Annotated in this window: 11 protein-coding genes; 6 read left to right on the top strand and 5 right to left on the bottom strand. The window is 61.3% G+C overall.

The window, feature by feature from the left end; genetic code table 11:
- Window positions 1–37: 37 nt before the first annotated feature.
- Window positions 38–724 (bottom strand): hypothetical protein, encoded by a 687-nt coding sequence (locus NX84_RS11225; protein WP_052319767.1) that lies wholly within the window; start codon window positions 722–724, stop codon window positions 38–40.
- Between the two features lie 517 nt (window positions 725–1,241).
- On the opposite strand from NX84_RS11225, the gene NX84_RS11220 reads away from it, so the two are divergent.
- Window positions 1,242–3,998: an ATP-dependent Clp protease ATP-binding subunit gene (locus NX84_RS11220; RefSeq protein ID WP_039676609.1), complete on the top strand. Its 2,757-nt coding sequence runs from the start codon at window positions 1,242–1,244 to the stop codon at window positions 3,996–3,998.
- Between the two features lie 609 nt (window positions 3,999–4,607).
- On the opposite strand, the gene NX84_RS11215 is transcribed toward NX84_RS11220, so the two are convergent.
- Both NX84_RS11215 and NX84_RS11210 read right to left on the bottom strand, forming a co-directional pair.
- Window positions 4,608–5,498 carry a cation diffusion facilitator family transporter gene (locus NX84_RS11215; protein ID WP_039676607.1) on the bottom strand — a complete coding sequence of 297 codons (891 nt, stop codon included), beginning with the start codon at window positions 5,496–5,498 and terminating at the stop codon, window positions 4,608–4,610.
- A 111-nt stretch (window positions 5,499–5,609) separates the two neighbouring features.
- Window positions 5,610–6,809, bottom strand: a complete 1,200-nt coding sequence (locus NX84_RS11210; protein ID WP_231913736.1) for a lipase family protein — start codon at window positions 6,807–6,809, stop codon at window positions 5,610–5,612.
- 55 nt (window positions 6,810–6,864) lie between these two features.
- Between NX84_RS11210 and NX84_RS11205 the strand changes: the two genes are divergently transcribed.
- A complete protein-coding gene (locus tag NX84_RS11205; RefSeq protein ID WP_082013969.1) occupies window positions 6,865–7,035 on the top strand; it encodes a DUF4236 domain-containing protein in 171 nt (56 codons plus the stop codon).
- Window positions 7,035–8,360 (top strand): threonine/serine exporter family protein, encoded by a 1,326-nt coding sequence (locus tag NX84_RS11200; protein ID WP_039676601.1) that lies wholly within the window; start codon window positions 7,035–7,037, stop codon window positions 8,358–8,360. Before NX84_RS11205 ends, NX84_RS11200 begins: the two co-directional genes overlap by 1 nt.
- On the opposite strand, the gene NX84_RS11195 is transcribed toward NX84_RS11200, so the two are convergent.
- The gene (locus NX84_RS11195) at window positions 8,317–9,177 is read right to left on the bottom strand and encodes an HhH-GPD family protein (protein ID WP_039676599.1); all 861 of its coding nucleotides are present in this window, start codon (window positions 9,175–9,177) and stop codon (window positions 8,317–8,319) included. The two genes, NX84_RS11200 and NX84_RS11195, sit on opposite strands and share 44 nt — an antisense overlap.
- A gap of 41 nt (window positions 9,178–9,218) precedes the next feature.
- Between NX84_RS11195 and NX84_RS11190 the strand changes: the two genes are divergently transcribed.
- A complete protein-coding gene (locus tag NX84_RS11190; RefSeq protein ID WP_039676597.1) occupies window positions 9,219–9,842 on the top strand; it encodes a carbonic anhydrase in 624 nt (207 codons plus the stop codon).
- A gap of 91 nt (window positions 9,843–9,933) precedes the next feature.
- Window positions 9,934–10,668 carry a hypothetical protein gene (locus NX84_RS11185; protein ID WP_039676595.1) on the top strand — a complete coding sequence of 245 codons (735 nt, stop codon included), beginning with the start codon at window positions 9,934–9,936 and terminating at the stop codon, window positions 10,666–10,668.
- Window positions 10,669–10,700: 32 nt separating this feature from the next.
- On the opposite strand, the gene radA is transcribed toward NX84_RS11185, so the two are convergent.
- Complete coding sequence (radA, locus tag NX84_RS11180) at window positions 10,701–12,074, bottom strand: DNA repair protein RadA (RefSeq protein WP_039676594.1); 1,374 nt, start codon at window positions 12,072–12,074, stop codon at window positions 10,701–10,703.
- Window positions 12,075–12,289: 215 nt separating this feature from the next.
- Here radA and NX84_RS11175 point away from each other — a divergent pair, with 215 nt between their 5' ends.
- The gene (locus NX84_RS11175; RefSeq protein ID WP_039676592.1) at window positions 12,290–12,499 is read left to right on the top strand and encodes a hypothetical protein; all 210 of its coding nucleotides are present in this window, start codon (window positions 12,290–12,292) and stop codon (window positions 12,497–12,499) included.

Raw genomic sequence — 12,499 nt, 5'->3', positions numbered from 1 at the left:
AACACTAAGCGTTAATCAAGAAGAGATGACTAAATTGTTATGAAAGGTGTGCATAGTATTGCGGGTGGGCCGCAGCGAACTGCGCCAGAACGATGCGCCACGAAATCTTTTGCCCCGGCTGAAACTGGGGGACGCCGAGCTTCTGCAACGTTTCCGCCAGAGTTTGGATCTTGCGCTCAACCTTCTTCTCCGTCCACTCCAAGGTTTCGGCGAGCTCGCGCTGGGTTCCCACGACCACGCGTGGCTCGGCCGCGGGATTATCGATGAGCGGCTGGGCCAAAGCTTTGAGCAGGAGGCACTGCTCCTCATTGGGCTCGAAGACGTGAGTTGTGAACGGGCCATCCGGCGGCAGGCTAGGCTCCGGGCTGCGCAGCGGCTGCATCACGGTGAGCTCGCATTCATAACTCATCGTGGCGGTGGAGAAATACAGCGTTGACGTTCCCGGATGCAGCACTTCAATACTGCCGGGACTTAGCACCGTGCGGCCGTAGCCGCAGGCGGCCGGTGGTTGAATGGTGGCGGCAATGAAGCTGCCAATGTTTTTGAGGAACCACTGCGCGCCGTTGGACCATACCTGCAGGAATGTGCGGTGCATGGCTGGGTCGTCGGCGGCAAGGAGGATATCGCCCTGACGGCCCAAGGTGGCGGACTCGGTAACGCTCAGAAGTTGCGAGTGGCCAATAAGATCGTCGACAAGCAAGGCTCCCTGCTGTGGCTGCGACATGGTGACTGGCTCCTCCCTCAACGTGTCAACAGTGCTAACTAGGAGGTTAGTTTACTTCATGACCTGCAATGTGAGGTTCATAGAGGGTCAGAGCACTTCGCGAATAGGGAGGGTGCGTTGAGGAGGCGGGGCGAGTGAGGCCGTGGAGACATCGGCTCGCCGACCATGAGAGTTCCTTATGGGAAGAGAGACTAACGGAGTGGAACCCTCGGTGTAGGGAATAAGGGGCGACGCCGTGAGTGATAAGGAAAGGAACGGGAATCAAGCTCCAAGCTCCGTTTCCCGAACCAGCACCGGCTATTTTAACAAGCGCCGTGGGCCCCAACCTAGCGGCGGGGAGATTTCCCCAGGGGTGGCAGGCGAATGGCGCGGCCATTCGGGCCTGTTCGCTACCGGCGTACAGTGTTGTGAGCTGGGGAAACGTGCGTGTGGTGGCGATGGGGAGAAAAATCGTGAATGGAGTGTCGGCCCCGCGCGTTAGAGTGGATGACACATTAACAGCGAAAGGTAAGAGGTCATGTTCGAGAGGTTTACAGACCGTGCTCGCCGCGTCATCGTTCTGGCGCAGGAAGAAGCACGCATGCTCAACCACAATTACATCGGCACCGAGCACATCCTCCTGGGTCTTATTCACGAGGGTGAAGGTGTTGCCGCCAAGGCCCTGGAATCCATGGGCATCTCGCTGGAGGACGTCCGCCGTGAGGTGGAGGAGATTATTGGTCAGGGCTCCCAGCCACACACTGGCCACATTCCGTTTACCCCGCGCGCCAAGAAGGTCCTTGAGCTTTCCCTGCGTGAGGGCCTGCAGATGGGCCACAAGTACATTGGCACCGAGTTCCTGCTCCTCGGCCTCATTCGTGAAGGTGATGGCGTGGCAGCCCAGGTGCTGACCAAGCTGGGCGCGGACCTGCCGCGCGTGCGCCAGCAGGTTATCCAGCTGCTCTCCGGTTATGAGGGCGGCGAAGGTGACGGTGGCAGCACCTCCCAGGGCGGTCCTGGCCCAGTAGGCGCTGGTGCTGGTGCTGGCCAGGGTGGTCGTGGCGGTTCCGGCGGCGCCGGTGAGCGTTCCAACTCTCTGGTGCTTGACCAGTTCGGCCGCAACCTCACCCAGGCTGCTAAGGACGGCAAGCTGGATCCCGTGGTGGGCCGCGAGTCTGAGGTGGAGCGCATCATGCAGGTGCTCTCCCGCCGTACTAAGAACAACCCGGTGCTCATCGGTGAGCCCGGTGTGGGTAAGACCGCCGTGGTCGAGGGCCTGGCCCTCGACATTGTCAACGGCAAGGTCCCGGAGACTCTCAAGGATAAGCAGCTGTACTCGCTGGACCTGGGCTCCCTGGTGGCCGGTTCCCGCTACCGCGGTGACTTTGAGGAACGCCTGAAGAAGGTTCTCAAGGAAATTAACCAGCGCGGTGACATCATCCTCTTCATCGATGAGATCCACACCCTGGTGGGCGCTGGTGCCGCAGAGGGTGCCATCGATGCTGCCTCCCTGCTGAAGCCGAAGCTGGCTCGTGGTGAGCTCCAGACTATTGGTGCGACCACCCTGGATGAGTACCGCAAGCACATTGAGAAGGACGCTGCTCTTGAGCGCCGTTTCCAGCCGGTCAAGGTCGAAGAACCTTCCCTCGATGACACCATTCTGATTCTTAAGGGCCTGCGCGATAAGTACGAGGCGCACCACCGCGTGTCCTACACCGATGAGGCCCTCAAGGCTGCGGCCTCCTTGTCTGACCGCTACATCAATGACCGCTTCCTGCCGGATAAGGCCGTTGACCTTCTCGATGAGGCTGGTGCTCGCATGCGTATCAAGCGCATGACCGCTCCGGAGGGCTTGCGTGAGGTCGATGACCGCATTGCCGAGGTCCGTAAGGAAAAGGAAGCCGCGATTGATGCGCAGGACTTCGAGAAGGCCGCAGGTCTACGTGATCAGGAGCGCAAGCTCGGTGAAGAGCGCGCGGAGAAGGAAAAGCAGTGGCGCTCCGGTGACCTCGAGGAAATCGCCGAGGTCGGCGAGGAGCAGATTGCTGAGGTCCTCGCACACTGGACCGGCATCCCGGTTCTTAAGCTCACGGAGAAGGAATCCAACCGCCTCCTCAATATGGAGGAGGAGCTGCACAAGCGCATCATTGGTCAGGACGAGGCCGTCAAGGCTGTCTCCCGCGCTATCCGCCGTACTCGTGCAGGTCTAAAGGATCCGCGCCGTCCGTCCGGTTCCTTCATCTTTGCTGGTCCGTCCGGTGTGGGTAAGACGGAGCTGTCGAAGTCCCTGGCTAACTTCCTCTTCGGTTCGGATGATGACCTCATCCAGATTGATATGGGTGAGTTCCATGACCGCTTCACCGCCTCCCGTCTCTTCGGTGCTCCTCCGGGATACGTGGGCTACGAAGAGGGTGGCCAGCTGACCGAGAAGGTCCGCCGCAAGCCGTTCTCCGTCGTCCTGTTCGACGAGATTGAGAAGGCCCACAAGGAGATTTACAACACGCTCCTGCAGGTGCTTGAGGACGGCCGCCTGACCGATGGCCAGGGCCGCAACGTGGACTTCAAGAACACGGTGCTCATCTTCACCTCGAACCTGGGTACCCAGGACATCTCCAAGGCTGTGGGCTTGGGATTTACCGGCTCCTCTGAGACCGATTCGGATGCGCAGTACGAGCGCATGAAGAATAAGGTTAACGATGAGCTGAAGAAGCACTTCCGTCCTGAGTTCCTCAACCGTATCGACGAGATTGTGGTCTTCCACCAGCTCACCCAGGAGCAGATTGTGGAGATGGTAGAGCTGCTCATTGGTCGCGTGGAAAAGCAGCTTTCCGAGCGCGATATGGGCATCGAGCTCACGCAGAAGGCCAAAGACCTGTTGGCCAAGCGCGGCTTCGACCCCGTTCTTGGTGCCCGTCCGCTGCGTCGTACCATCCAGCGTGAGATTGAGGACCAGCTCTCCGAGAAGATCCTCTACGGCGAAATTGGTGCCGGTGAAATCATCACCGTGGACGTTGAGGGCTGGGATGGTGAGTCCAAGGATAACTCCTCGGCCACTTTCACCTTCACCCCGCGTCCGCGCCCGTTGCCGGAGGGAACCTTTGATGAGGAGCTCGAGAACTTGGAGGACACCGCCGTGCGCGAGGCTGATGAGGAAGCATCCTCGGATGAGCCGGATACCATCAGCCCGGATGTCCTCGGGGAGTCTGGCAGCGATTCCGCGGCTGACTCCCACAATGACGATGGCGATGACGGCAACCCGCCGCCGGCAGGCGCTGGCGCCGGTCAGCCGCTCTAAGCGCTGACTCTGGCCCAGTCACTGGGCCCATGAGGAATAGCCCCGAACCGCATGCGTGTGACACCGCGTGCGGTTCGGGGTTTGCTGTGCGTGACCTTCACGGAGCGGCACGCCCCCAGTCCACCACTAGAACTGAATCAGCCGGACTTAGGCCAATTTAGTGCGGAACAATCCCACCTCACCGCCGAAACTACCAGGTAGCAGTGTCAAGAGTCACGTTGCTCACCCGCCCAAGGCCTAAGTCAGGCCATAATGACCGTTTCCGTAGAGCACTGCGCGTCTTTTCCCAAACGGATTACCTCTTCGCTCCCCTCGCAATGCGCAACGTCTGCATCCCTCCATCGACATGCTGGAAGCATCTTACAAAAGGCGTCTGGCAAAAGGCATCAGTCATAAGGCGTTTTCACGGCTGAAAACGCCATTTACTCATTGCAGATGGCGTTTTTAGACCCAAAGATGCCCTTTGCCAGATGCCTTTTACAAAACGCCCTCCTGCCTTGGGTCAATTTAGTGCGGAACAATCCCACCTCACCGCCGAAAACCACCAGGTAGCAGTGTCAAGAGTCACGTTGCTCACCCACCCAAGACCTAAGTCAGGCTAGAACTGAATCAGCACACCGTCTCGTGCGATTCGTGCTCCGGGTGCTCAATCTGGATGGTTGAGTGCTCGATGCCGTGTTCGCGCAGGGCGTGCTGGGCGGCATCCAACAGTGGGCCGGTATCGACGGTGCCGTCGCGTACGATGTGCACGGTCGTGAGCACGTTTACACCATCCAGGCTCCACAGGTGCAGGTCATGGATATCGGCAACGCCCTCGACCTGCCGCAGCGCGGGCTCGATCACGCTGGCGTCGAAGCCCGCCGGGACCTGCTCGAGCAGCACGCTCGCCGACAGCCGCATGAGTTGCCATGCGCGCGGCAGCACCATCGCCGCAATGACCAGCGAGGCGATCACGTCCGCAGCCACGAACCCGGTGGCCAGCACCACGATGCCCGCCACGATCACTGCCACCGAGCCGAGCATATCGACCAGCACGTGCAAGAACGCGCCCTCCACGTTGATCGAGGATTCGCGGTGGCGGTTCAGCACCCACGCCGATAGCACATTCGCCACCAGGCCGATCACCGCGATGATCAGCATCGTTTTTCCCTGTACTTCGGCCGGGCTCTGCAGTCGTCGAACCGCCTCGACGACAATCCACACCGAGATCACCAGCACCGTTACCGCGTTCACCAGTGCCGCAAGCACCTCCACCCGCCGGTAGCCGTAGGTGGCCTGGGCTGATGCTTGGCGACGCCCCACCAACACCGCTAGCACCGCAAGGATTAACCCAGCGGCGTCGGAAAGCATGTGCATAGCATCCGCCATCAACGCCATTGAACCCGCCAACCAGCCGCCGATTAGCTCCGCGAAGAAGACGGTGCCGGTAATGCTGAGCGCAATGAGGAGCGCGCGCAGCGGCGTGCTGGAGTGATCGTGATCGTGGTGCTCGTGTGCCATGCGCTCAGCCTATCGCAACTGACGCCTATTGGCAATCAAATGAAAAAGGATGACGGCGGGCGCAGTCGGCGACCCCAAGTCAGGTTCTTTGTGTGAGTTCTGGGGGCGAGTCTAGGATTCAGCAGGCTGGCAGTTCGATGGGGCGGGCACGTCCTTGAAGCGATCGATGAGGTATCTCGTACCGCGCAGAAGCGAACGGGCCATTGGCGCGGCATGGTTGGCGCCGGAGCCGGGGCGCACATTGACGGCGCGGGCATCCTCAAATTGGACGGTGCCGCCAGCCGCGCAAAAATCGCGGGCCATGGTGCGTGCCTGCTGATAAGGAATGATGTCATCGGTGGGGGAATTCATGACCAGCATTGGCGCATTGAGAGCATGCTGGCCTAGGCGCTGTTCCCTCAACATGCGGGAGGCCGCTGGCTTGCGGCGCAGCAATTCTTCAAAGGATTCACCGTTGTTCGTGAGCTCGCTGGTGCGGACATTTCCCCAGGCAGACATAGAGTCACGGACACAGAAGGTCGCGGCATCAGTGAGGAACGTGCGCCCGCGGGGGTTCAGCTCTTCGATGATTTCGTGTGAGAATTCGGGGCTGCGCTCGGCAAAACCGTTAATGGCATAGCCCAAGACGTGGACAAGGGAAGAACCATCGACGGCACGCATGACTTCGAAAAGGTCTGCTGGTGGCGCCCCGGCAAAGGTGCCCTTGACGTTGAGCTCAGGCGCATAGGTGGCCGCGTACTCGCCAGCGGCGGCAGCTGCGCCACCGCCTTGGGAATAACCGGCGAAGCCGACGGGGGCAGTGGCGGGTGCACCGGCGAGCTTGAGGCCGGCGCGGGCGGCATCAAGAACCGCGTGGGCTTCTTCGATGTTGTTCACGTAGGAGTGGTGGCCGGGGGTGCCGAGCCCGATGTAGTCCGTGACCACAACACGTACGCCCTGCGATAGGGCAAAGTCGTAGAGTCCTGCGGCAGCATCGAAGTTCTGGTCCCTGCCTCCGGCACTAGGTGCTGTGTAAGCACGTGACGGCGCGCACTGGTCGCCCGCCCCGCGAGTTCCTGGAGCGTAGACGATGGTGGGGCGCTCGCCGGGGCCCTGCCACGGTGCTTTGGGTTCGTAGACCATACCCGTGACTGTGGTGGGAGTGCCATCCATGAGCGTGGAGGCGTAGGAAATGGCCGTGATCCTCGCGTTGGGCTGTTCGGTTGGGGCGGCGGAGTGCACGGTGCCCGGGGGAACTGCCTGTGCTGCTGGTGTGGCCACGGCGACGGCCGCAGCGGTCGCAAGAGCAGTAATCAGGGCTTTAATTCTCACGATGTTGAGCTTAGTCTTCCTAGCTCAGTTGCGCATCCGCGCTAAGCTTGCTGGCATGGGAATTTACTATCGCAAGCGGAAGAAGACCGGTAAAAACAGCTGGATCAACGTCTCTGGCTCCGGTGCGTCGATGTCGACGAAGGTCGGACCCGTGACCTTTAATTCCCGCGGTGGCATGTGGGTCAACCTACCCGGTGGCCTGAATTTCCGGGGGCGCTGGCGTTAATGAGTTCTCGCCCCAGTGCCGATTACGTCCGGATGGGGTACGAGGCTGATGTGGTGCTGCGCCTCGGCATGATGCTGATGGGTGCGGGCACGTCGGGCTATCGGGTGCTGCGCGGCATGAAACGTGCTGCTCGCGCGCTGGGCTTCGACCGGCTTGATGCTGACGTTGGCGTCACCCAAATCACGTGTACCTTTCACCGCGGCCGTGATTTTCGGACCGTTGTGGCCCAGCAGCATTCACCGGCCGTCGATGCCTCTCGCATCGAGGCTCTCGAGGACCTCACCCACAACCGCCTGTTTTCAGGAATTACCGCTGAGGATCTCAGCGCCATGCTCGATGCCATCGAGTCCACGGTGATTAAACGGTGGAATCGCTGGCTCTTGGCCTGCGCGGCAGCCGTTGCCTGTGCATCCTTTGCCGTGCTTAATTACTTCACCGTCTATGCGGTCGTCCTCGTTGCGCTGGCGGCCTTCTGCGGTCAGTTGACCCGCGCCTCACTGCATCACAAACATGTGCACCAGCTCGGCTGCATCGTGGCGGGCGGAACAGTAGCGAGCCTGGTGTATTTCATCACCACCAAGGCGGTCGCCGCTACAGGCATCGCTAACCCCGCCGATTTTTCCTCCGGTTATGTTGCGGCGGTGCTGTTCCTCATCCCAGGATTCCCGCTGTTCTCGGCGCTTATTGACCTCGCACGCTTCGACTTCGGCGCGGGCCTGACCCGCTTGGCGTATGCGCTGACCATCATTACCGCGGCCACTTTTACCGTGGCGCTGGTGAGCTGGACCACGGAACTGACACCTGAACCAGGCATCCCGAGCCCCGATGCCCAATGGTATATCGCAGCAGCCGTGGCAAGTTTCCTCGGCATTTCTGGCTTTGCCTTCTTGTTCAACTCCTCTCGGCGGATGGTACTGGTGGCGGCGTCGGTGGGGACGGTGGCCAACATCGTGCGCCTGTTCCTCATCAGCTGGGGGGCGACCAACTACGTGGGCGCTTTCATTGGCGGCCTCATCGTGGGCCTGTTGGGTGCGGTGGCGTCCAAGCGCGCACACCTGCCGCGTATCACTACGACAGTGCCGGCGTCTGTCATCATGATCCCGGGCACCGCCATGTTCCGCACTGTCTACCACCTCAACGTGGGCAACATGGACCAAGCCTTGAACAACCTCGCCATCGCCTCAATGGCCGTCGTGGCGATTGGCTGCGGCCTTGTGCTGGCCCGCATGCTTACTGACCGTAACTGGACCATGGGCCGGCTTATCGACTTCTCCCATCGCCCTACTGAGGAAGATGGAACAACCCCTCCTCGTTCTGCTCCATAAGCCCATCGTCAAGCAGTGAAGCGAGTGCGCGAGCGCGCTGCGGAGCGTCTTCCCACACAGAATCCAGCTCGGACTTGGGAACGGGGTGGGGTGAGGCGCGGAGGACGTCGAGAAGCAGCCCCCGCACCTGGCGGTCTGTGCCGGTGAACTTTTGCACGCGCTTCTTTGCCCGCGCGGCTTCTTCCTCACTCGGCTCGGGGCATCCGGCGAGTTGCCACGCGCACGAGCTCTTAATGGGGCAGGCTGCGCAGTCCGGATTTTTCGCCGTGCACACGAGCGCTCCCAGCTCCATGAGCGCCGCTGAGAAACGCGGCCCATTCACCTCCGGAAGAAGTGCCTCAACCTGCGCTAACTCGCGCTTCGAGGGTGTCGGCGCCAGGAATCGGCCTTCCTCAGCACGGGCGTAGACGCGGCGGACATTGGTGTCTACCACCGGCACGTTGTGCCCAAAATGAAACGCCGCGACCGCCCGCGCGGTGTACTCACCGATACCGGGCAGGGCCAAGAGCTTATCGACGTCCCCTGGAACCTCACCTTCCCCAATCTCCTTCGCGCATTCCCACAACCGCAACGCACGCCGCGGATAGCCGAGCTTGCCCCAGGCACGCAGCACATCGGCTTTTGAGGCCGCCGCGAGATCCTGGGGCGTGGGCCAACGCTGCATCCACTCTTCCCATTGCGGGGCCACGCGCGCGACGGGAGTCTGCTGGCTCATGACCTCGCTGAGCAGTACTCCCCACGCCGAGGTCCGCGGCGCACGCCAGGGCAGGGGGCGCTCGTTAGCGTCGAACCACTCGATGACAGCTTGGGTATCCATAAGCACCTCAGTGTAGGGGTGGTGGGACTAGAGTGTGAATCATGCCTCTAGTACATGTACCGCACCGTCCGCAGGAAGTCTGGGAAGCCCTCCAAGCAGGTAACCGCCGCCTCGTGAGCGGAAACCTCATCGCCGTCAACCAGGATGCCAAACTGCGCGCCGGGTTGACCCAGGGCCAGGACCCACGCGTTATTGTGCTGGCCTGCTCGGATTCCCGCGCGCCGATTGAGCATGTGTTCAACATTGGTTTCGGTGATGCCTTCGTTATCCGTACGGCTGGGCACATCCTGGATAGTGCGGTGATGGCGTCGCTGGACTATGCCCTGGAGAACCTCAACGCTAACCTGCTCGTCGTGATGGGCCATCAATCCTGCGGTGCGGTGGATGCAGCCGCAGAGTTCTTGGCCGGTGGCGAGCTGCCGACGGGGTTGCAGCGCCCCATCATTGAGCAGGTCGCGGTGGCGTCAATGGTGGCCAAGCGCGATGGCCGCGAGGATCGCGCTGACTTTGAGCGTGAGAACACCGCGCAGACGGTCTCGCAGATCATCTCAGATGTCCCGGCGGCGCGCGAGCTTCTCGACGCTGGAACGCTCGGTATCGTCGGCCTGCGCTACCTCCTTGAGGACTCCAGCGTGGAGACCGTCGTCCTCCACGGTGTGCAGTAGTGCGAAAACAAGGCTGCGTGGTGGGGAAAGAACAAGACACGCGGCCTAACGCTGGCCCGGGTTAGCACTCAGTCCCCTTAAACTAAAGGCTGTGACTGAGCCAACCCGTACCTCGAAGCCGCTGCCGCGCGAGATTTATGTTCGCCGCCGCATTGCCGCGCTCGTGGCGATTCTGGTGCTTGTGGTCATCCTTATCTGGGCGGCCACTGCGCTTTTCGGTGGGTCCTCGGAGGATAAGGAGTCGCAGCCGGCAGCGGCATCCAGCAGCTTGGTTCAGCCATCCGAGCAGCCGACCACCTCGCAGCCCGAGGATACTGAGTCTGCGGCCCCAGCATCCGAATCCGAGGAGGAGCAGCCTTCGGAAGAAGGCGCAGAGGATGCCGAGAAGAGCGAAGAATCCCAGCCCACCGAGCTGGCCGTCGACCCCGCGAAAACGGAGTGCTCCCTGGAGGACCTCAAGGTCATGGCTAAGACCAATGAGGACAGCGTTCCGGGCGGCAAGATGCCGACCTTCTACATGGAAGTCTTCAACCCCACCACGAAGGATTGCTCCATCGACCTTGATGAGCAGCAACTGCGCTTTGAGGTCTACAAGATGGGCTCTAACGAGCGCGTGTGGTCTGACACCGATTGCTACGCCTCCGTGGAGACCGGCAAGCAGACCTTCAAGTCTGGCGAGACCCGCTTCTTCCAAGCCGACTGGTCCCGCAAGCGCTCCGAACCGGGGCAGTGCACTGACCGCCCAGAGGCCGATTCCGGTGCATACTTCCTGCACACCGTCATCGGCGACAACTACTCGGCAGCCTTGCCTTTCAACCTGCTCTAAGCGCCAGCTTTCGTGGCAGCACTAGGGCAGTGCTAGCTCAGCGCAGAAATTGCCTCACTCAACGTGGATGCTTGATGCACGCGCATGCCGGTGACCTCTACCTCGCCCGGCGGGACGATGGCCTGGCGGTAGCCCAAGCGCGCAGCCTCCGCCAGACGACGATCCAGGTTTGGCACGCGGCGTACCTCGCCGGCCAGGCCGACTTCTCCGATCACCACGGTCTTCGGTGGCAGCGGCCGCTCATGGAGTGAGGACCACGTGGCTAGGGCTACCGCGAGGTCTGTTGCCGGCTCCTGAATCTTCATGCCACCCACGGTGGCGACGTAGGCGTCTTTGTCGTTCGTGCGCTCACCCGCCCGCGCCTGCAAGACAGCAAGCACCATGGGGACGCGGTTGGCATCCAAACCCGTCACGACGCGGCGAGGATTCTTGGCCACCGGATCGACCGTGAGCGCTTGCACTTCCGCGAGAATAGGGCGCACCCCATCCATGGCTACCGTGACCGCGGAACCATCCGGTGTGCTACCGCGGTGGGAAAGAAACAGCCCGGACGGGTCCGCGACCTCGCGGATGCCGGCGGCGGTTTGCTCAAAGCAGCCCATCTCATCAGTAGCGCCGAAGCGATTCTTGAGCCCGCGCAACAGCCGTAGGGAAGACTGCCGGTCACCTTCAAAGTTCAACACCACATCGACGAGGTGCTCCAGCACGCGCGGACCGGCCACGTTGCCATCCTTGGTGACGTGACCAACGAGGAGGATCGGGATTCCCGTGGTCTTAGCCAATGTGGTCAACGCAGCGGTGACCGCACGGGATTGCGCCACGCCTCCGGCTACTCCTTCGACGCCTGCTGCATGCATGGTCTGCACCGAGTCCACAATGATGAGACTGGGCTTGAGCTGCTCGACGTGTCCGAAGACAACATCCAGATTCGACTCCGCCGCCAAATAGAGCGTCTCGTGCAGTGCGCCGGTACGCTCAGCGCGGGCACGGACCTGCCCGGCAGATTCTTCTGCCGTGGCGTACAACGCCGTGCGGCCTAGTTGCGCCCAGCGCGATGCGACCTCGAGTAGCAGCGTGGATTTACCCACCCCGGGCTCGCCTGCCATGAGCACCACGGAGCCGGGCACGATACCGCGACCAAGGACGCGGTCGAGCTCCCCAATCCCGGTGTTAAGCGCTTTGGTTTGTGCCGCTCCCACCTTGGTGATGGGGACAGCTGGGCTCGTTGGCGTAAGTCCCGTCGGCCGGCGTCCACTCATCGCTGCCTGCGCAGCACTGCTTTCCTGCACGGCAGCAGTTTCTTGCAGCGTTCCCCACGACCCGCACTCGGGGCAGCGGCCCAACCACTTGGGGGAGACAAAACCGCATTCGGTGCAGGTGTGGACGGGACGAACCTTTTTAGCCATGTCTCTCACTGTAGTAAGGCGCCCGGACATCGAGGATGTTGTTGCTCTATCATCAAGAATTCGTTATTACCCCCATATGGATTTATTCCCCACGAACCTAGGCAACATCATCACTAAGCCCCTACAGTGTTAGTCAGGTTACGGGCAAAACTTTAATAAGTGATGCGTGAAACCGTCCCCCCATGCACAACTCTCACAACCCCTAAGGTGATTTTATGAAGATCCGTCGTACCCTCGTCGCCGCCGGTGCTGCTGTTGCTATCGCCCTGGCTGGTACCCCTGCTGCCTCCGCTGCTCAGGCTCCGCAGCCGCTCGCAGATGTCCTGACGCAGATTACCAACGTTGCTGGCTACGAAGCTCAGAACGTCATCCTCGTACCGGCAGCCCTGTCCTCCTTGGGCTTCATCTCGAACGTTCTGTTCTAA

This window comes from Corynebacterium minutissimum (assembly GCF_000805675.1).
GTDB lineage: Bacteria > Actinomycetota > Actinomycetes > Mycobacteriales > Mycobacteriaceae > Corynebacterium > Corynebacterium minutissimum.
This window is presented reverse-complemented; position numbering and strand designations above follow the sequence as displayed.

What these genes read in the sequence shown, in the direction of transcription:
- NX84_RS11195 (WP_039676599.1), bottom strand. Translation starts at nt 9,177, where the DNA reads ATGGATACCCAAGCTGTCATCGAGTGGTTCGACGCTAACGAGCGCCCC.
- NX84_RS11225 (WP_052319767.1), bottom strand. Translation starts at nt 724, where the DNA reads ATGTCGCAGCCACAGCAGGGAGCCTTGCTTGTCGACGATCTTATTGGC.
- NX84_RS11215 (WP_039676607.1), bottom strand. Translation starts at nt 5,498, where the DNA reads ATGGCACACGAGCACCACGATCACGATCACTCCAGCACGCCGCTGCGC.
- NX84_RS11220 (WP_039676609.1), top strand. Translation starts at nt 1,242, where the DNA reads ATGTTCGAGAGGTTTACAGACCGTGCTCGCCGCGTCATCGTTCTGGCG.
- radA (WP_039676594.1), bottom strand. Translation starts at nt 12,074, where the DNA reads ATGGCTAAAAAGGTTCGTCCCGTCCACACCTGCACCGAATGCGGTTTT.
- NX84_RS11205 (WP_082013969.1), top strand. Translation starts at nt 6,865, where the DNA reads ATGGGAATTTACTATCGCAAGCGGAAGAAGACCGGTAAAAACAGCTGG.
- NX84_RS11190 (WP_039676597.1), top strand. Translation starts at nt 9,219, where the DNA reads ATGCCTCTAGTACATGTACCGCACCGTCCGCAGGAAGTCTGGGAAGCC.
- NX84_RS11175 (WP_039676592.1), top strand. Translation starts at nt 12,290, where the DNA reads ATGAAGATCCGTCGTACCCTCGTCGCCGCCGGTGCTGCTGTTGCTATC.
- NX84_RS11200 (WP_039676601.1), top strand. Translation starts at nt 7,035, where the DNA reads ATGAGTTCTCGCCCCAGTGCCGATTACGTCCGGATGGGGTACGAGGCT.